The organism is Piscinibacter defluvii, from assembly GCF_004011805.1.
In the GTDB taxonomy this organism is placed as follows: Bacteria; Pseudomonadota; Gammaproteobacteria; order Burkholderiales; family Burkholderiaceae_C; genus Piscinibacter; species Piscinibacter defluvii.
This window is the reverse complement of the sequence record NZ_ML137197.1, coordinates 1-18,499: the sequence shown is the minus strand read 5'-3', so window position 1 is coordinate 18,499 and position 18,499 is coordinate 1. Positions and strand designations below refer to the sequence as shown.

The 18,499-nt window shown below is 68.4% G+C and carries 17 protein-coding genes; 6 read left to right on the top strand and 11 right to left on the bottom strand.

Annotation, left to right across the window (positions count from 1 at the left end; all coding sequences use genetic code 11):
• Positions 1 to 29 precede the first annotated feature (29 nt).
• Complete coding sequence (locus tag D9C15_RS03930; protein ID WP_127996142.1) at positions 30 to 1,334, top strand: S41 family peptidase; 1,305 nt, start codon at positions 30 to 32, stop codon at positions 1,332 to 1,334.
• A gap of 92 nt (positions 1,335 to 1,426) precedes the next feature.
• A complete protein-coding gene (locus D9C15_RS03925) occupies positions 1,427 to 2,254 on the top strand; it encodes a response regulator (RefSeq protein ID WP_127996141.1) in 828 nt (275 codons plus the stop codon).
• Here the strand turns inward: D9C15_RS03925 and D9C15_RS03920 are convergent.
• The 3 genes from D9C15_RS03920 to D9C15_RS03910 all read right to left on the bottom strand — a co-directional run bounded on the left by D9C15_RS03920 (position 2,191) and on the right by D9C15_RS03910 (position 5,832).
• Positions 2,191 to 3,453, bottom strand: a complete 1,263-nt coding sequence (locus tag D9C15_RS03920) for a DUF4397 domain-containing protein (protein WP_205854718.1) — start codon at positions 3,451 to 3,453, stop codon at positions 2,191 to 2,193. The genes D9C15_RS03925 and D9C15_RS03920 overlap by 64 nt on opposite strands.
• 154 nt (positions 3,454 to 3,607) lie before the next feature.
• The gene (locus D9C15_RS03915) at positions 3,608 to 4,585 is read right to left on the bottom strand and encodes a GMP reductase (protein WP_127996139.1); all 978 of its coding nucleotides are present in this window, start codon (positions 4,583 to 4,585) and stop codon (positions 3,608 to 3,610) included.
• A gap of 206 nt (positions 4,586 to 4,791) precedes the next feature.
• Positions 4,792 to 5,832: a patatin-like phospholipase family protein gene (locus D9C15_RS03910; protein WP_127996138.1), complete on the bottom strand. Its 1,041-nt coding sequence runs from the start codon at positions 5,830 to 5,832 to the stop codon at positions 4,792 to 4,794.
• 61 nt (positions 5,833 to 5,893) lie between these two features.
• On the opposite strand from D9C15_RS03910, the gene D9C15_RS03905 reads away from it, so the two are divergent.
• On the top strand, positions 5,894 to 8,266 hold the full coding sequence (locus D9C15_RS03905; RefSeq protein ID WP_127996137.1) for a UvrD-helicase domain-containing protein: 2,373 nt from the start codon (positions 5,894 to 5,896) through the stop codon (positions 8,264 to 8,266).
• Here D9C15_RS03905 and D9C15_RS03900 read toward each other — a convergent pair.
• The gene (locus tag D9C15_RS03900) at positions 8,263 to 8,619 is read right to left on the bottom strand and encodes a hypothetical protein (RefSeq protein WP_205854730.1); all 357 of its coding nucleotides are present in this window, start codon (positions 8,617 to 8,619) and stop codon (positions 8,263 to 8,265) included. The genes D9C15_RS03905 and D9C15_RS03900 overlap by 4 nt on opposite strands.
• Before the next feature lie 92 nt (positions 8,620 to 8,711).
• Here D9C15_RS03900 and D9C15_RS03895 point away from each other — a divergent pair, with 92 nt between their 5' ends.
• Positions 8,712 to 9,413 carry a transglutaminase-like cysteine peptidase gene (locus D9C15_RS03895; protein ID WP_127996136.1) on the top strand — a complete coding sequence of 234 codons (702 nt, stop codon included), beginning with the start codon at positions 8,712 to 8,714 and terminating at the stop codon, positions 9,411 to 9,413.
• Here D9C15_RS03895 and D9C15_RS03890 read toward each other — a convergent pair.
• From D9C15_RS03890 to D9C15_RS03880, 3 genes are all read right to left on the bottom strand, one after another.
• Positions 9,353 to 9,970: a hypothetical protein gene (locus D9C15_RS03890; protein ID WP_127996135.1), complete on the bottom strand. Its 618-nt coding sequence runs from the start codon at positions 9,968 to 9,970 to the stop codon at positions 9,353 to 9,355. The genes D9C15_RS03895 and D9C15_RS03890 overlap by 61 nt on opposite strands.
• Before the next feature lie 522 nt (positions 9,971 to 10,492).
• Positions 10,493 to 11,581, bottom strand: coding sequence for an ImmA/IrrE family metallo-endopeptidase (locus tag D9C15_RS03885; RefSeq protein WP_127996134.1), 1,089 nt, complete (start codon positions 11,579 to 11,581; stop codon positions 10,493 to 10,495).
• Between the two features lie 3 nt (positions 11,582 to 11,584).
• Positions 11,585 to 12,184 carry a hypothetical protein gene (locus D9C15_RS03880; protein WP_127996133.1) on the bottom strand — a complete coding sequence of 200 codons (600 nt, stop codon included), beginning with the start codon at positions 12,182 to 12,184 and terminating at the stop codon, positions 11,585 to 11,587.
• A gap of 134 nt (positions 12,185 to 12,318) precedes the next feature.
• On the opposite strand from D9C15_RS03880, the gene D9C15_RS03875 reads away from it, so the two are divergent.
• Both D9C15_RS03875 and D9C15_RS03870 read left to right on the top strand, forming a co-directional pair.
• Entirely contained in the window at positions 12,319 to 12,552 is a 234-nt protein-coding gene (locus D9C15_RS03875; protein ID WP_127996132.1) for a DUF2188 domain-containing protein, read from the top strand.
• Positions 12,553 to 13,019: 467 nt separating this feature from the next.
• Positions 13,020 to 14,165 carry a Fic family protein gene (locus D9C15_RS03870; protein ID WP_127996131.1) on the top strand — a complete coding sequence of 382 codons (1,146 nt, stop codon included), beginning with the start codon at positions 13,020 to 13,022 and terminating at the stop codon, positions 14,163 to 14,165.
• A gap of 163 nt (positions 14,166 to 14,328) precedes the next feature.
• Here the strand turns inward: D9C15_RS03870 and D9C15_RS03865 are convergent, their stop codons facing one another.
• The 4 genes from D9C15_RS03865 to D9C15_RS03850 form a co-directional block, all read right to left on the bottom strand.
• The gene (locus D9C15_RS03865; protein WP_127996130.1) at positions 14,329 to 15,840 is read right to left on the bottom strand and encodes an NYN domain-containing protein; all 1,512 of its coding nucleotides are present in this window, start codon (positions 15,838 to 15,840) and stop codon (positions 14,329 to 14,331) included.
• A 122-nt stretch (positions 15,841 to 15,962) separates the two neighbouring features.
• On the bottom strand, positions 15,963 to 16,940 hold the full coding sequence (locus D9C15_RS03860; RefSeq protein ID WP_127996129.1) for a phosphorothioated DNA-binding restriction endonuclease: 978 nt from the start codon (positions 16,938 to 16,940) through the stop codon (positions 15,963 to 15,965).
• Position 16,941: 1 nt separating this feature from the next.
• Positions 16,942 to 17,355, bottom strand: a complete 414-nt coding sequence (locus tag D9C15_RS03855) for an HIT family protein (protein WP_127996128.1) — start codon at positions 17,353 to 17,355, stop codon at positions 16,942 to 16,944.
• Between the two features lie 17 nt (positions 17,356 to 17,372).
• Entirely contained in the window at positions 17,373 to 18,413 is a 1,041-nt protein-coding gene (locus tag D9C15_RS03850; protein ID WP_164886636.1) for an integrase domain-containing protein, read from the bottom strand.
• Positions 18,414 to 18,499: the final 86 nt, after the last annotated feature.

Sequence of the window (18,499 nt, the reverse complement as noted above, 5' to 3'; positions counted from 1 at the left end):
GCCGCGCGTCGGGGCAGGAGGGCAGGTCGATGCGGGGTCGCGGGTGGAAGTGGGTCTCGGTACTGGTGCTGCTGCTGGCGGCCTGCGGCGGCGACGACGAGCGCCGCCCGGCGCCGGCGACCAGCTGCGACCTGCCGACGCAGCAGGCCTGGCTGCGCGACTACATGCACGACTGGTACCTGTGGGCCGACCGCGCGCCCGACCCGGCCCCGGGCGGCTACGCCACGCTCGCGGCCTACTTCGAGGCGCTGCGCTTCCCGGGCGACGCGACCACGCGGGCCGACGTCTGGAGCTTTTTCCAGAGCACCACCAGCTACCAGCAGTTCTACGGCGAAGGCCAGACCATGGGCTACGGCCTGTTCGTCAACGGCATCGAGCGCAGCCTGCCGCTGCGCGTGCGCATGGTCGAGCCGCGCGGCCCGGCCGCGCTGGCCGGCCTGGTGCGCGGCGACCGCATCGTCTCGATCGACGGCGTGCCCGACAGCGACCTGATCGCCGGCGACTTCGCGCTGCTCAGCCCGGCGCAGCCCGGCCAGCGCATCACCGTGGAGGTGGAGAACGCCCAGGGCCGGCGCAGCGTCGAGCTGACCGCGGTCGTCTACGACCTGACGCCGGTGCCGACGAGCCGCGTGCTGGCCCTGCCCGACGGCCGGCGCGCCGGCTACCTGGCGCTGAAGGACTTCATCCCGCAGGCCGAGGCGCCGCTGGACGCCGCCTTCGCCGACTTCCGGGCCCAGGGGGCGAGCCAGCTGATCGTCGACCTGCGCTACAACGGCGGCGGCCGCATCTCCACCGCGCGGCACCTGGCTTCGCAGGTGGTCGGTGCGGTGCAGTCGGGGAATCGCTTCGTGCTGCTGCGCTACAACGCCGCGCACCAGGACTCCAACATCGACATGCGCTTCACCGCGGCGGCGGCGCCCGCGTTCGCGCGGGTGGTCGTGCTCACCGGTGCCCGCACCTGCTCGGCCAGCGAGCTGATCGTCAACGGCCTGGCGCCCTACGCCGAGGTGGTGACGATCGGCGACACAACCTGCGGCAAGCCCTATGGCTTCACCCCGGTCGAGTCCTGCGGCAACACCTTCAGCGTGGTCAACTTCGACTCGGTCAACGCCACCGGCGTGGGCGGCTACGACCAGGGCCTCGCGCCGACCTGCCCGCTCGACGAGGATTTCACCGCCGCCCTCGGCGACCCGGCAGAGAAGCTCACCGGCGCGGCGCTGGACTACCTGCACACCGGCACCTGCCCGGCAGCCGGCGCCGCGCCGGCGGCGCGGGCCGCGCTGCGTCGGCCGGCCGCGCTGGAGCCGGGCGAGCGGCGCGGCATGAGCTTCTGAGGCCGCACCCGGGTGTCGGCGGCGCGTACCGCCAGACACATTCCGACATGTTCGCCCACAGCCGCGCAACATGGCGCCTCGACGATGGCGCGATGAACCAGCCCTATCACGTCTATGTGGTCGACGCCGAGCGCAGCTCGCGCGAGGCCTTGCGCAGCTACCTGGAGACGCACGGCCTGCGCGTCACCACGATGGACGGTGCCGCCGAGCTGCTGCGGCGCATGCACCGCGCCCGGCCCGACCTGATCGTGCTCGACATGGCGCTGCCCGGCACCAGCGGCCTGCAGGCCTGCCAGAAGCTCCGCGCCGAGGGCGACCGCGTGCCCGTGATCTTCCTCTCGGCGCGCGACGAGGAGGTCGACCGTGTGCTCGGCCTGGAGATCGGCGGCGACGACGTGCTCGGCAAGCCCTGCTCGCCGCGCGAACTGCTGGCGCGGGTGCACGCCGTGCTGCGCCGGGCGCTGGTGCCGCCGGGCCTGCCGATGCTGGCCATGGCGCCGGTGACCATCGGCCGGCACGAATTCGACCGCGCCACCCGCTGCCTGCGCTGCGGCGAGCGCCTGCACGTGCTGAGCACGGTGGAGTACGCGGTGCTGGCCGAGCTGGTGTCCAACCCGGGCGTGGCGATCTCGCGCGAGCGCCTGCTGGCCGCCTCGCACAGCCGGGCCGAAGGGCTGATGCTGCGCGCGGTCGACGTGGCGGTGATGCGGCTGCGCAAGCGGGTCGAGCCCGAGCCGGGGCAGCCGCGTTACATCCAGACCATCCGCGGGCACGGCTACATGTTCGTGCCGGCCACGGAGGTGGACGGCACCGCCGCGCCGAGGCGCGAGGCCCGGCCGCTGCCGGGCCCGCTGGCTCAGCGGTCGCGGCGCGGAATGCCCACCGGCGCGTTGGCGTCGCCGAGCATGAACACCGTGTAGACGCGGGTCGCCAGGAGCGTCACGTCTTCGGCCAGGAACAGCGAGCCGCCGGCCGGCGAGGTGACCTCGAGCCGGATCGTGGTGCCGGCCGTGATCGACGCCGGCGTCGACGCGCCATTGGCGGCGATGTCGGTGGCCACCGCCCCGAAGTCGGCCGTCAGCGTCATCGGGCTGGCCGACGAGCCGACACCGTTGACCAGGCGCAGCTTGGCATTGGAGGTGTTCAGCGGCGGCCGGTTGTCGTCGGCCAGCATCGTGGCGGTGCCGCTGCCGGCCGCGCCGGTGACCAGCAGCGTGTTGTCCGAACCGGCGGCCAGCGTGCCGGTCGGCAGCGTCACGGCCTGGCCGGCGATGCTCACCGAGCCGGTCAGCGGGCCGGCACCCACCAGCACGTAGTTGCCCACCGACGAGGAGGGCTGCCCGGCCGACAGCTGCACGCCGCGCACCGTGGCCGCGACGCTGGCGTTGGCCTCCGCGCCGGCCACGAGGCGCACACGCGCCGACGGGTTCTTGCGCGCCGCCACGGCGCCCTTCTGGTCCAGCGTCAGGCCGTGCACCAGCACGCCGCCCGGCGTGGAGGTCAGCACCAGGGTGGTGATCTGCTGGTCGTCCAGCGTGACCGAGGGCAGGTCCAGGCGCAGGTCGTTCTTGTCGCCGGCGCCGGTCACGCGGATGCGGTAGGTGCCTTCGCTGATCTCGTTGTAGGTGGTGACCCGTTCGGTTCCGACGCTCGACACGGTCGGCGAGCTGTCGTTCAGCGAGGCGCCCGGGTCGGTGACGTAGACGTCCAGCGTGCCGGCCTCGACCGAGCCGTTGAACACCCGCAGCTTGGCCGCGCCGCTGCTCGGTGCCTCCTCGGTCTCGGACAGCATCACCGAGCGCAGGGAATCGGCCGTCGTGTAGGCCAGCAGCGAGTAGGAGGTGGATCCGCTGACGGTGCGCGAGGCGCTGCTTGCCGTCGTGCTCGAGCCGGCCCGCTTCAGCTTGAAGGTGTAGGTGCTGGAGCCGATGGTCACGTAGTCGCCGGCGCTGTCCAGGCTGACCGCCGAGCTGATCTCCGTGTCGTCGACATACAGGTCGAGCGAGGCGTAGCCTTCGGCGGCGTTGACCAGGCGCACCGCGCCGTCACCGCCGCCGCTGTCGTCGCCGCCGCCGCCACAGCCGTGCAGCAACGGCAGGCTCAGTGCGGCGATGGTCATCCAGGATCGCATCCAGGATTGTCTTGTCACGGGTGTCCCTCTCGCAGGTGATGTCGCCGGCACCGTGCCGGCCAAACCGCAATGATTGCAGATTATTCGGGCCGCCCGGCGCGGCCGTTGCCGCCGGGTGGTTTCACGGTATGTGACCGCAGGGTCACATCAGCAGGTGCTCGCCGGCGTTGTCGCCGCCGAGGATCACGTAGTTGACCTTGCGGATGTCGGCCAGCCTGGTGCCGCCGGCATAACTGATCGAACTCTGCACGTCCTCGCGCATCTCGCGCAGCGTGTCGGCGAGCCGGCCCTTGATCGGCTCGAGGATGCGCTTGCCCTCGACATGCTTGTACTCGCCCTTGTTGAAGTCGCTGGCCGAGCCGTAGTACTCCTTGAACAGCTGGCCGTCGACCTCCACGGTGCGGCCGGGCGATTCCTCGTGGCCGGCGAACAGCGAGCCGATCATCACCATCGAGGCGCCGAAGCGCACGCACTTGGCGATGTCGCCATGGTCGCGAATGCCGCCATCGGCGATGATCGGCTTGGTGGCCACGCGGGCACACCACTTGAGCGCCGAGAGCTGCCAGCCGCCGGTGCCGAAACCGGTCTTCAGCCGGGTGATGCACACCTTTCCCGGGCCGATGCCGACCTTGGTGGCATCCGCGCCCCAGTTCTCCAGGTCGATCACCGCCTCGGGCGTGCCCACGTTGCCGGCGATCACGAAGGCCTTGGGCAGCTTCTCCTTGATGTGCTCGATCATGCGCCGCACGCTCTCGGCATGGCCGTGCGCGATGTCGATCGTGATGTAGTCGGCGCCGACACCCTCGAGCGCGAGGTGGTCGATCAGCTGGTAGTCCGCCGGCTTGACGCCGGCGCTGATCGAGACGAACAGGCCCTTCCCGCGCATGCGCTTGGCGTAGGCCAGCGTGTCGAGGTCGAATCGGTGCATCACGTAGAAGTAGCCGTTGGCGGCCAGCCACTCGGTGATGCCCTCGTCGACCACCGTCTTCATGTTGGCCGGCACCACCGGCAGGTTGAAGCGCCGGCCGCCGAACTCGACCGAGGCGTCGCACTCGGCGCGGCTCGCGACGCGGCACTTGCGCGGCAGCAGCAGGATGTTGTCGTAGTCGAAGATCTCCATGTTCAAACGCTCCTCGAAAGATCACAGATAAAGAAGCGGCGCGTTGAAGCAGTGCGCGGCTCAATGGCTGCGAGCGCTTGAGTTGGCTTCGGCGGGAGGGGGCAGTCACAACGGCCGAAGGCCGTTGTGTCGCAGGCTAACTTCGCTTGCGAAGTTAAGGCGCGGAGCGCCGGGCCGAAGACAAAATATGGGCCCGGTGGCGAATTCTACGCGGCTGCGCCGGGCGCCGCGAATTGCGTGGCGAAGTCCACCGTCGAGGCATGGCCGACCCGCGCGCCCTGATCGGCAAGCCACGCCTGCGCACGCGTGCGGCCCAGGTCGCGCAGGCGCTCGAGAAAGGGCAGGTGGGCGATCAGGCGGGTCTCCGCGCGCAGCCCGGCCAGGTCGTCGTGCGCGTCGATCAGGTGGGTGCGCAGGCGGCGCAGGCGGCGCTCCAGCCGTCCGAAGGCGAAGGTCGAGGCACGCGCCTCCGCGCAGGCCTGCGCCAGCATCACCGCCTCGCGCAGGAAGCCGGCATTGAAGGTGAACTCGAGCGCCCGCTGGCGGATCTGCTCGGCGCTGACGGGCGAATCGGCGTAGGTCTGCGGGCTGAGCGAGACCACCAGCAGGTCGGCGATGCCGGTGCGCACCAGCGGGAACAGCGCCGGATTGGCGCTGTAGCCACCGTCCCAGTAGGGTTCACCGTCGATCATCACCGCATGGTGCAGCGTCGGCAGGCAGGCCGAAGCCAGCGCCGCGTCGATGCTCAGCTCGGCGTTGCCGAACAGGCGCAGCCGGCCGCTGTTGGCATGGGTCGCCGCGATGAACAGGCGCGGCGCGTCCGGCCGGCGCAGGCGTTCGAAGTCGATCTGCTCGGCCAGCACCTCGCGCAGCGGGTTCAGCCCGAGCGGGTTGAGCTGGTAGGGCGAGAACAGGCGCGTCCAGTGCATCAGCGCCTGGAAGCCGGGCGCCAGGCCGGGTGAATCGGTCGGGCCCACCATCAGCAGCTCGAACGGCAGCCGCGTGCCCACCGCCTCCCAGAAGGCCTGCAGCGCGGCGCGGGCGCCCGCGTGCCCGCCAGCCAGCAGGCCATGTGCGAGCGCGAGCGCGTTCATCGCGCCGGCACTGGTGCCGCTGAGCGCGGGCAGGTCGAAGAGGCCGTCCTCGAGCAAGGCGTCGAGCACGCCCCAGGTGAAGGCGCCGTGCGCGCCGCCGCCCTGCAGGGCGAGCGCGAGCGGGGTGCGGGTGAAGGGCAGGGTCCAGGCCATCGGCGAAGTGTCGTCGCGCCACGTGCAAGAACCGTGCGGCAGCGGCTCCTAGAATGCAACGATGAGTTCCGATCTCCCGCCCGACGAGCGCGACATCCCGGTGTTCGACGAGCACGACGCGGGCGTGCCGCCGCCCGTCGACGACGGCCTGCTGCGCGGCCTGAACCCCGAGCAGCTGGCCGCGGTGACGCTGCCGCCGCAGCCGGCACTGATCCTGGCCGGCGCCGGTTCGGGCAAGACGCGCGTGCTGACCACGCGCATCGCCTGGCTGATCAGCCACGGCATGGTTTCGCCCGGCGGCGTGATGGCGGTGACCTTCACCAACAAGGCCGCCAAGGAGATGCTGACGCGGCTGTCGGCGATGCTGCCCTTGCCGGTGCGCGGCATGTGGATCGGCACCTTCCACGGCCTGTGCAACCGCTTCCTGCGCGCGCACTGGAAACTCGCGGCGCTCCCGCAGGGCTTCCAGATCCTGGATTCGGCCGACCAGCTCTCGGCCGTCAAGCGTGTCATCAAGGCGATGAACCTGGACGAGGAGCGCTACGTCCCGAAGCAGGTGACCTGGTTCATCGCCGCGCAGAAGGAGGAGGGGCATCGGCCCAAGGACGTCGAGATCCGCGACGAGATGACGCGCGTGATGACGCAGGTCTACCAGGGCTACGAGGAGCAGTGCCAGCGCGAGGGCGTGGTCGATTTCGCCGAGCTACTGCTGCGCACCTACGAGCTGATGCGCGACAACGCGGCGCTGCGCGAGCACTACCAGCGACGCTTCCGCCACATCCTGGTCGACGAGTTCCAGGACACCAACAAGCTGCAGTACGCCTGGCTGAAGATGTTCGCCGGGACGGGCTGCGCGGTGTTCGCCGTCGGCGACGACGACCAGAGCATCTACGCCTTCCGCGGCGCGCAGGTCGGCAACATGAGCGCCTTCGAGCGCGAGTTCCGCGTCGGGCAGGTCATCAAGCTGGAGCGCAACTACCGCTCCTACGGGAACATACTCGACGCGGCCAACGGGCTGATCGCGCACAACGCACGGCGCCTGGGCAAGAACCTGCGCACCGAGGCCGGCGCCGGCGAGCCGGTGCGCATCTACGAGGCGACCAGCGACTTCGCCGAGGCGCAGTGGTTCGTCGAGGAGGCGCAGCAGTTGCACCGCGAGGGCCTGCCGCGCCACGAGATCGCGCTGCTGTACCGCAGCAACGCCCAGAGCCGGGTGCTCGAGAGCGCGCTGTTCAACGCCGGCATCCCGTACAAGGTGTACGGCGGCCTGCGCTTCTTCGAGCGTGCCGAGGTCAAGCATGCGCTCGCCTACCTGCGCCTGATCGAGAACCCGAACGACGACACCAGCTTCCTGCGCGTCGTCAACTTCCCGACGCGCGGCATCGGCGCGCGCACCATCGAACTGCTGCAGGACGCCGCCCGCACCAGCGGGCGCAGCCTGGCGCAGAGCGTCGGCGCGGTGGCGGGCAAGGGTGGGGCGAACCTGCAGGCCTTCGTGCACCTGGTCGACGCGATGCGCGACGCGACCAAGGGCCTGACCCTGCGCGAGATCATCGAGCACATGCTGCACGCCAGCGGCCTGGTCGACTTCTACAAGACCGAGAAGGAAGGCGCCGAGCGGCTCGAGAACCTGGAGGAACTGGTCAACGCGGCCGAGGCCTTCGTCACGCAGGAGGGCTTCGGCAAGGACGCCGTCGCGCTGCCGGTGGACGAGCAGCGCGGTGGCGCGGCAGCACCGGTGCCCGATGCCGAAACCGGCGAGATCATGTCGCCGCTGGCCGCCTTCCTGACGCATGCCTCGCTCGAGGCCGGCGACAACCAGGCCCAGGCGGGGCAGGATGCGATCCAGCTGATGACCATTCACTCCGCCAAGGGCCTGGAATTCGACGCGGTGTTCATCACCGGTCTCGAGGAGGGTCTGTTCCCGCACGAGAACAGCCTGTCCGACGGCGACGGCCTGGAGGAGGAACGCCGCCTGATGTACGTGGCGATCACGCGTGCGCGGAAGCGCTTATACCTGAGCTTCAGCCAGACGCGCATGCTGCACGGCCAGACCCGCTACAACGTCAAGAGCCGCTTCTTCGACGAGCTGCCCGAGGCGACGCTGAAGTGGCTCACGCCGCGCCAGCAGGGTTTCGGCTCGGGTTATGCGCGGCAGTACCAGGAGGCCTGGTCGCGCGGCTCGGGCCTGGGCTCGATCGTCGGAGCGGGGCGGGTCGAGCCGCGGCCGGCAAGTTCCCACCCGATGCCCTCGAAGGCGTCCGCCGGCCACGGCCTGCGCGTGGGCCAGAGCGTGTTCCACACCAAGTTCGGAGAGGGTGTGATCGTCACGCTCGAGGGCGGTGGCGAGGACGCACGCGCGCAGGTCAACTTCGGGCGCCACGGCATGAAGTGGCTGGCACTCTCGGTGGCCAAGCTGACGCCGGTCAACTAGAGCTTGCCGAAGCCGGTGTCGTCGATGATGTCGGCGAAGCCGGTGTCGGGCAGCGGCATCGGCGCGCTGCCGCCTTGCTGCCGCAGCTGCTTGCGCGCCAGCCATTTCTCCTGGGCGGCCGGCGGCAGGTCGGTCAGGATCAGCAGGCGGCGCTCGATCAGCAGGTCGACCAGGTCCTCGAGCACTCGCACGAAGCCGGCGTCGAGCCGGTCGAATCCCTGGCCGGAGTCGTCCACGCGCAGGAAACCGATCACCTCGTCGTCGAGCACCTCGCGGTACTCGACGGCATCGGGCTGCGGATCGCGGTAGAGGCCGACGATTTCGCCGCGCGCATTGCGCTGGACATAGGGCACCCCGAGAGCGTGCGCCGATGCGCGGATGCTGTCGAGTCCTCACAAATTACCCTTGTGCCACTCAAGGTCGGCGCTAGCGCAACGAGCGGTGCGTGGCGCACAGTCCTCCTCGACGCGGCCCTGCCGGCCCGTCGACCACCATGCGGCGCCGCGCCTTCGTCAGCCTGTGCTGCGCAGCGGCCGGGCCGCGGGCGCTGCAGGCAGCACGTGCCGCCGACGGCGCGATCTCCACGGAGCAATGGCAGCGGCTGATCGTGCAGGCCGCGGCGCTCGACGCCGCCGCCCGCATCGAACTCGTGAATGCCGTCGTGAACCGCTGGCTGATCGACAGCGACGACGCCGGCCGAGCCGATTGGCCGACCCCCGCCGAGGCACTGGCGCGGGGCCGCGGCGATTGCCGCGCCTTCGCGATCCTGAAGTTCTTCACGCTGCTGGCCGCAGGACATCCGGAAGACGACGTGCGGGTGCTCTACACGATCCGCTCGCGCCGCGCCACGCCCGGCCTGCAGCAGCCGCATCTCGTGGCCTGGGCGCGCACCGCGGGGGCGCCGCCGCGTGTGCTGGACAACCTGAACCCCTTCGCCCAGCCGCTCTCGCTGCGACGCGACCTGCGGCCCCTGTTCAGCCTCGACCTGCGGCACCTGCGGCGCGGGGCCGAGGAGACCATCGACCGCCCGGCCACGGCCTTGCGGCCCTGGCGCGAGATGCTCGAGCGCCGCGCCGGCGAGGCGCCTCAGTCGCTGGTGGACACCTCGAGCACGCGCCCGCTGCGCGGGTTCATTTCGCAGCGGTAGGTGAAGGGCACGGCGTTCATGCCTGCGGCGCGCTGCACCGCGCCCTGCCCGACGAGCAGCACCGCGCCGTTGCTGCCGGGCTGGATACGGCGCGAATCCGAGCCGAACACGATGCGCCCGACGCGCGGATGGCGCGACTTCAGCGAGCCCGCGGCGGCGCTTTCGCAGGCCTCCGGCGACAGGTTGGTCAGGTCGGGCTCGAAGGCCTTCTCGGCCGGCGCGCGCGCGGTGACGAGGTCGCGGAACAGCGCCCCCGAGGCGCTGTCGGACTTCGCGTTGTAGGCGCAGCTGTAGGTGAAGGGCACCGTGGTGCCGCCGATCCGGTAGCGGCCCTCGCCGCGCACGCTGGTCTCGTCGTCGGTGGCCGGTGTCAGCACCCGGCGGCCGGCGATGTATTGCACGTCCTGCACCTCCTTGCCGCGCATGCGGCGGATGGTGTCGCTGACCTCGGACTCGCAGCGTTCGGCGGCCTTGGGTGTCTCGGCGCGGACGGCCGGTGCCAGCGCGACCACGGCAAGGAGAAGGAGGGCGGGCAGGCCGCGGTGAAGTTGGGTCATGGCAGGCAGGGACGGACGACTTGCGATCCATGGTGGCGCCTTTCCCTCCACCGGGCAAGTGCACCTACCCGTATCGGGTGGTCCAGCGATGTGTCCCCGATCGTTCCCGGCCATGGCGTGCGACGCCTGGGCGTCTCCGTGGCCGGAAACGACAGAGGCCTCCTCACGGAGGCCTCTGTGGCAGGCACGATGTCTTGGCTCCCCGACCTGGGCTCGAACCAGGGACCTACGGATTAACAGTCGAACCGGACGGGTTCAAGGAAGTGATTTAAGTCGTTGTCGTTGTTGATGAATTTGGCGTTCTGAAGGCGCGTGTTTTGAGCCGAAATGTGGCTGTTTTCAGGCTGTTTTTTCGAAGTTACGGCACAAATCCGTCACAGCGATTCGGGGGCGCAAGGTCATGGTCCGCAAGGCGGTGTGCCGGTTCGCTGGAAGCCCCTCGCAAGGCTTAGCAGATCAGGTTCGGGGCACTTCGCGCGCGCAGGGTGCCTCAGTTTCAACGTCGGGGGGCGCCACGCTGCTCTACTTGATGATCCGCAGGTGCGCGGCGGCAGGCGGCTGCGGCGTGATACTCAACCCGTAGAGGGCGTTCAGCTCTTCGGGCTCTAGTTGCAACATGCCCGCCAGATCGGGGATCGAATAGCCCAACTGCCTGATGTGCGCTTCCATCAGGTCAGGTAGCACCGTCGCCGGCTCCGCCGCGAAATCCAGCTCGGGCGGCTCGCCCTGCCGGATCTTGGCGATGCTGAATTGCTGCCACAGGTAGCGCTCCTGGTTGTAGGCCAGCAGTCCGAGCGAACGCGCGCGCATCAGCAGCGAGGCCATGGAGACGCGCCACACCGGCTTCAGTTCGGCCAGCAGGCGCAGGTCAATGCGGCGTGCGTAGTAGGGCTTGATGTCCTGGGTCGGCATCAGGAAGAAGCTGGCGAACTCGTTCGCCTGCTCTTCCATCTGCTGCGTTGGCTGAGTACGGTGCATGACCAGGTGCCCAAGTTCATGCGCCAGCGTGAAGCGCATGCGGTCGGCCGGCTGATTGACGTTCAGCACGATCAGTGGCGGCAGCCCCGGCGCCGAGAATGTCACGCCGTCCACAGCCGAGCCGGCCATGTCCGAATGCACGACGACGATGCCGGCCGCTTCGAGCAGGCGCGTGAGGTTCGGCACCGGCCCTGCCGGCATCTGCCATTGCGCGCGCGCCAGCGCTGCGATGCGCTCCACGCTCTCGAACTCGTCAACGGGCAAGGCCGGGATGGGATACGTCGCCTCGATCTCCACGGCGCGCAGCAGCCGGCGCATGTGCATCAGGCGCAGGTTCAGCTCGGCCACGATCTGATCCATCTCGCGCGCGCTGACGGCCGCCTTCTTGCGCCACATTGGGTGGACGCTGACGGGAGCGCCGAGCACCGTATCGGTCTGGATGAAAAACGTGCGCGGCATGCCGAAGACCGCCGCCGCCCGCTCGATCAGGTCGCCCGTGAAGCCAGACAACCTGTTCTCGACACGCGAAAGCATGGCCTGGCTGACGCCAAGCCGTTGCGCGGCGTCGCCTTGCAGCAGGCCACGCCATTGCCGTGCGACCCGAAGGAGATCGGGATTGCCCATGTCCGACATGGGTTACTTCTCGCCTGTTTCGTGCTGCTTACCTTCGTCAACGACGCGGAGCTTGACTCGCGCACCACGGCCGCTGTCGCCGGTGTTGGGCATCGGCAGCGGAATGATCTGGGCGCCGGTGTCAGGCGCGATGTCGTAGTTCCAAAGGCATGTATCGCCGTCACGCGCGGCCACCAGCACCTGTTCGATGCGGGTCTGCAGTCGGTTCAGCACATAGACCACCTCGACTTTGTGCACGTTTGGCAAGCCCGGCAGTTCCTGCTGCTGCTCGACGAAGCCTAGTGTTGCCTGCGTCTGGATGTTCGACCCCAGGCCGTTGTCGTTCGCCTTTTTGAAGCGCAGGGCCACGGAGTCGGCGAAGATGAACTTCACGGTCTCGTCGCGCTGGATCACGCGCACGGCCTTGTCGTCGGCCAGCGCGGTCATTGCGCGCTGCACGATGAAGTCATAGACGACACAGGCGCGACTGCGCGCTGGGAACAGGAGTCGGCCGCCAAGCTGCAACGCGCGCCAGTCTTCCCAGCCGCCATGCGTGGCGTTGAAGAGGACAGTCTCGTATTTGGCGAGGATCGCTCGCACCGTCGGTTCGTCAGCCATGGTCATCGTGTTGTCCTTTTGTGGCAGGCCGCGTCAGTGCGTCGATCTGCAAATGGCGCTATGATTTTGCATCTTTCCATTCAGGCTGGCAAGTGGGTTGCCGCCGCTCCACCTGCTGCCAAGGCGGCGAAAGGGCTTACATGACGAAGAAGGACATCCACGTCGTTCCGCACAAGGGCGGCTGGGCGACGAAGAAGGAAGGCGCCGGGCGCGTCGGCGTAGTCACCGACACCCAGAAGCAGGCAATCAACCGCGCTAAGGAACAGGCCGTGCGCGAGAAGGTCGAGGTCGTAATTCATGGCCGCGACAACAAGATCAGGGACAGCGACAGCTACGGCGGCGATCCAAATCCGCCGAAGGACAAGAAGCACTGAGTCGGACACTCGCGCCGAAGGCCATTGACGCCGGAATGCGGCTCGCAACGGCGAACCAGCGACATCGAGAGCTGCCCCTTTGTTGCCAGTGTGGCAGCAGACCTAGTCAGCGCGGTCGAGGACCTGCGTGCGCGATCTCAGCGACTGGATCAGTGCATGCAAGCAATGAGCCCTACCGCGGTGTTGACGAAGGCGTTGTGGGCGCACATCGAGGCGCTGGTGCGCTGAAGGAACTGGACAGGGTCCGCACTGCGCTGCGCGTGTCTGCCTTGGCACTGGCGACTGCATGCCAAGTGCCGTATAGAAGCCTCTACTAGCGCTTCTGCACCTGCGATGGAGTCACCCATGACCTCGGAACGCAGCAGATGGGGAGGCTCAGCTTTAGCCCATGAGTCGATTACACTCCACATTCAACTCAATTTGTGAGTCGATATCCACGGGCATTCGACTCGCGTGCGCCTCGCCGCATGAAAACCCGACCGCCTCCCTACGTCTGGCAGCACCCGGACTGGCCCGACCTCCGGCATGACCGCGTTCGTGTCGGCGAAGCCCTGGCAAAGGCGCGCCGTGCGCAGGGCCTGGTCGAAGGCAAGCTCGCAGTCCTGGGCTTCGAGCAACGCCTGGAACTGGCCGCAGAAGCCTGGAGCCAGGAGGCGCTGGCGACCTCGGCCATCGAGGGCGAGCGCCTGGAACTGGCGACCGTGCGCAGCTCGGTGGCGCGGCGGCTGGGTGTGGGCCAGCAGGATGGGCCCAGCGCGCCGCGCAACGTGGAAGGCCTGCTCGACATCATGGACGACGCAGTCAAGCGTTGCCACGACCCGCTGACCCACGAGCGCCTGCACGCCTGGCATGCCGCGCTCTTTCCCACCGGCTACTCCGGCATGACGAAGATCCGCGTCGGCGGCTACCGCGAGCACGGTGAGCCGATGCAGATCGTCAGTGGCCGTGTAGGACGAGAAAGGGTGCACTACGAGGCACCGCCTTCGGCGCGGGTGCCACACGAGATGGATCGCCTCCTGCAGTGGTTCAACGCTGCCACCGAACCCGACACGCTGGTCCGGGCAGCGCTCGCGCACCTGTGGTTCGAGACCATCCACCCTTTCGAGGACGGCAACGGCCGCCTCGGGCGCGTGCTGGTCGACTTGCTCCTGGCCCGCGACAGCGGCGAAGTCAGCCGCATGTTCCGCACGTCCCAGCGCCTGCTCGATCGTCGCCGCGACTACTACGCGAACCTGGAGCGCGCGCAGCATGGCGAACCCGACGTGACGGACTGGGTGTGCTGGTTCATCGAACAGATGCAGGCTGCCTGCGAAGAGGCGTCGGCGGTGGTGGACCACACGCTCGTGAAGGCGCGTTTCTGGCTGGACCACGGCAACAAGGCCATGAATGAACGGCAACGCAAGGTGATGAACCTGCTGCTCGATGCCGGGCCAGGTGGTTTCGACGGCGGCATGAGCACGAAGAAGTACGAGAACGTCACTGGCACGTCGCGGGCGACAGCGTCGCGCGAACTCATCGACCTTGAAGCGATGGGGCTGCTGCAGCAGGTGGGCGGTGGCCGCTCGACGCGCTACTACGTCAGGCTGCCTGGCTGGGTGCCGGCGTCGACGTAGCCTGTACTTCAGGCTCCGGGCAGGCCGGAAACGGGTGCAATTGGGTGAAGAAATGGAGCGCGCTGTCCTGCGTTCGTGCCGCCTTGGATTGAAGGAGCCGAACCATGGCATGACGGAGTCGCCGACTTTGGCCGCCAGCGCGGTCCGCCGGCCTTTGATCCCGTCACCTGGTCAGCGAGCGATCCGCCCAGGCGCGGACTTGTGCGACCTGCGATTCGTCGAGAGGCAATTGTTCCCGCCGACTGAGTTCGAGCACGCTGTCGATGAAGCGTTGAGCGAGCGACTTCGGATCGTCGGCGCCTTCGCCGAACGGATGGCCCCCGAGCACGATGCCTTTGAGGACGAAGCTCACGTCAGCGCGACTGATGGCATGCCCCGCCTCGCGACACTGATCGCGGACCCTCTTGCCTGTCTCGGCAAGCTGAAACGGTTGGGCCTGGAGGTCTGCTGACAGCGCCACGAGCACGGCATGCAGTTCGACTGGCGAGAGCAACGGCATCCCCGTGGCCACGTGGACGAGGTTCATGACCGGCAGGAGATCGCTGTCGATTCCCCATTCAGGCCGAGCCGAGGAGTTCGGGCCGGCAGGCGGCGGCGACGGGAAGTCCGGATCAGTGACAAAGCCGCCGGCAACCGACCAGTCCGTGCGCAGGGGCCCGAGATCCAGGGCTTCCAGGAAGCGTCTGAATGTCGCCTTGCCGCCCCAATCCGCGGCCAGCGAGCCGTGCCGATCAATGATCAGCTGGGCCAGCCTGCCGCACGGCACGGGCCTTCGTGCCGCAGCAACTTCGTCGCGAACCAGTTGGCCCACGGCCGCCAGGTTGCCTGTGCTGACCCCGGCCTGCTTGACTGTGGTGCCGCTGCGCTCAGGCGACTCGTGACGGGCCGGATCAAGGATCACGCCTGTTTCCCAGCGGACGAGCAGTGGCTCGAGCTTCAGCGAGTCCACCAGCGCACGGAAGCTGTTGAACCCGGCCCAATCGGCAGGGTCGAGCCCGTTGACCTCTGCGGGGGCCTTGCTGGCCAGCCAGGGCAACGCGACAGGTTTGGAAGATCCTGCGACGGCCTTGCTGATGAACACGCCAACGTCTCGAGCAACATCTGCCTTCGACCGCTCGGGAACGACCGGCGGTGCCGCGGGCGCGGATTCCGGTTCGTCGAATCCGAGTCCGGCCCTGATGAATTCGTCCTGGTCGATCAGGAGATCGGCGGATGCCTGATAGGCCGCGGAGGGGAATCCGATGGCCAGGACTGTGGTGCGTCGATCCCACCGTCGTAGCTTGCGCAGGACGGGTGTGAAATCGGCATCCGCCGAGAACACGATGAACTCGTCATAGTGAACCTGGTGCTGCAGCAGCTCGACGATGTCCAGCACCATGTGGATGTCGGTGCTGGTCTTGCCCTCACTCGTCATTGCCGGGCAGTCGATGATCTCGAAGCCGGCTCGGTTGAAAGCCGGCCGGAATCGCTGGTAGACCTGCGGATTGAGGTAACAGCGCCTGACGAGCAGGCGTCGTGCAGCGCCCTCAGGCGCGTGCGGCGGTGCAGGCAACGCATCCGTGAGCCATCGAATCCAGTTCATTGGCTGGAACGCGAAGCGATCGGCGACTGCGGGATCGAGCCGCCGCAGGCCGGAGAAGACATTGTCGAAATCGACGAACAGTGCGCTTTTCATGCCCGTCACGATGACGCCCAACGAGTCGGTGGAAGTGCGAGGTTAGCAGCCGCTGCCTGGGCTGACCTTGATGTCTGCCGCGTCGGCGTGCGGGCCGCTTTCGCCCGCCACGGCAACCTCGGTCAAGTCGTTCGAGTGTGATCGAGGTTGCCTTCGAGCTTCCGTGCGGGCGCCTTGAAAACGTTCTTCTGGTTCCACACCAGGAAAGGCGGCGCCGGCCGCATGTCCATCTGCTGCGGCGCCAGCAGCCGCTGCCCGTGGTGCCGCAACTCACCTTGCTGGCTGCGGTCTCCGGCCATCGCGTGTTGGCTGAAGATGACCCGGTGCTCGGCGGGCTCGACCGTGAACGCGCCCAAGTCGAACAGCTTGTGGTGCAGCGCGCACAGGGCCAGGCCATTGGGTTCGATGTCGGGCCCGCCGACGTGATGCCACTGGATGTGGGCGGCCTCCAGGCCCGCACTCAACTGGCCGATGCGCAGGTCGAAGCCGCAGACGCAGCACCGGTACTCGTAGGCGCGCAGCACACGTTCGCGGAAGCCGGGGTCGCGCCTGCGGCGTTCGGCCGGTCCATAGATCGGCATGTCCGGTTCTTTGGCCAGGTGCGCCACCGTGCGGTCCAGGTCCAGTCCGACAGCGGCCGCGATGTCGGCATGCAGCGTCGCAGGGAAGTAGGTTTCCAGCACGCGCGCCGCCACGGCTTCCAGCAGCCCCGGCACTTTGCGAAGGGCCTCGTCCACCTGGGGCGGAAAGCCGCCCTGCACGTGATGCGTCCGCAGTTCACCCAGGTTGGGCGTGGCACCGGCCGGACGGGACAGCATCTCACGGGGCCCGTTCAGATCCCACAGCGAACCCTGGCCATCCGTGGCGAGGTGCCAGAACGGGTAGTGGCGCGACTTTGCGGCACCGCTGGGGCCGAACTCGGCAAGCAGCGCTTGCAGCGAACCGTCGATGGCGGCGAACTCCACGAGCCGCGGTTCATCACGCTGCACGCGGGCCAGCGCCAGCAGGATCAGCAGCGGCTTGTGCGGGGCATACACACCGGCCCGCTGGGCGCGCCGGATGTTGTCGAATGTCTCCAGGACCTGCGCGGCCGTCTTCATCTCAGACTGGCTCACCGCCACGAGCAGACCAGTAGTCGGCACGCTCCGGAAAGATCCACCGCACACCACCGCGCGGATCGACCTGGTCGCCCGTGTAGCGCGGGATCAGGTGCACATGCAGGTGCGGCACCGTTTGCCCGGCAGCCGGGCCGTCGTTGATGCCGATGTTGTAGCCATCGGGGCGCAGCGTCTGGCCCAGGTCGCGACGGGCCATGTCGAGCAACTCGAGGACGGCGTCGCGCTCTGGGGGCTCCAGCTCGAAGAAGCTCCCTACGTGCCGGCGCGGCAGCACCAGCGTGTGACCACGTGACACGGGGTAGGCATCCTGGATGACCACGGCGAGGTGGTTGGCATGCACGATCCTGGTGGGCGGCAAGGTGCAGAACGGGCAGTCGGTGGCAGCAGGCGTCGACATGGGCGGTCAAGCGTAACTCAGCGACGAGCGCGACTCGAACCCAGGTACACCGATGTGATCTGGCTTCTCGAATGCCCGAGGGACTCCGAGACCAGGCGCCGCGCCGCCAGGTCGACGGCTACATCCGCGCGCTCGGCAGTCGCCACCGGCGGCGCCACGCCCGCCTCGGCCTCATAGCGTTCGGCAGCATAGCCGTGCCGCAGGCCATGCGCCGTCACGCCGAGCATGGCCTTGGTCAGGCCGAACAGCTCCATCACGTAGCGCTGGTGCCGGATGGCACGGACGAGCTGGTAGCGCGGGTCGCTGAGGCTGTCGTTCTCGCCGGGCGCCACGCGGCGCGCGTGCTCGATCGCGGCCAGCTGGCCCGGCGTGACCGCCGGCACGTAGCGCAAACGGCCGCCCTTGGTGCCGCGCCGCAGTTGCAGGTACTCCGCCGCGCCAGCCGTCGCCTTGCCGGCCTGGGCCGCGGTCACGATGTCCTGGTGGGGGCGGAACATCACCGCTTCCTTGCAGCGCAGGCCGAACTCCTTCATCAGCTTGATCTGCACGGCCACGCGCTCGTCGAACTCGGCAACGGCCGCGATCACCTCCTCGGGCACCACGCCGTTGTCATACCAAGCCTTGCTGTGCTTGGTCACGTAGCTCCGGCGGTAGAGGGTCTCGTCGCTGATGTAGGCGCTCATCGGCAGCACCAGCCCAGGCTTGCCGATCCAGCCCGCGAAGGTGCGCAGGTAGCTGTGCGCTTTCTGGATGGCCGAGGGTCCGAGCTGGCCGGCCTTGGCGCGCCGCTCCATGTCGGCGAACAGGAAGCGCACATGCCGGTCGCCGAACGAGCGCGGGTCGGGCTTGAAGCTCTTGATGTCGTTGTGCTCCAGGTAGTGGAAGGCGCGGTAGATGTACTGCCGTCGGTCTTCCATGGTGTCGTTGGAGACACCCTTGTCCTTGATCGCGTGGCGGAAGTTGTTCTGGACGAACAGCGCATTCAGGACGAAGCCTCGCCTGCCGGTTTGAAGCGGCAGGGTGCGCAGGTTGACGGTGCGCGTGTCGAGGTCACGCATGGTGGTGCTCCGTGTGGGTGGGTTCGGGCGGCACCGTCCCGCCGGTGCCAGGCGCATTCAGGGTTCGCGCTTGCCGCCATCGGCAT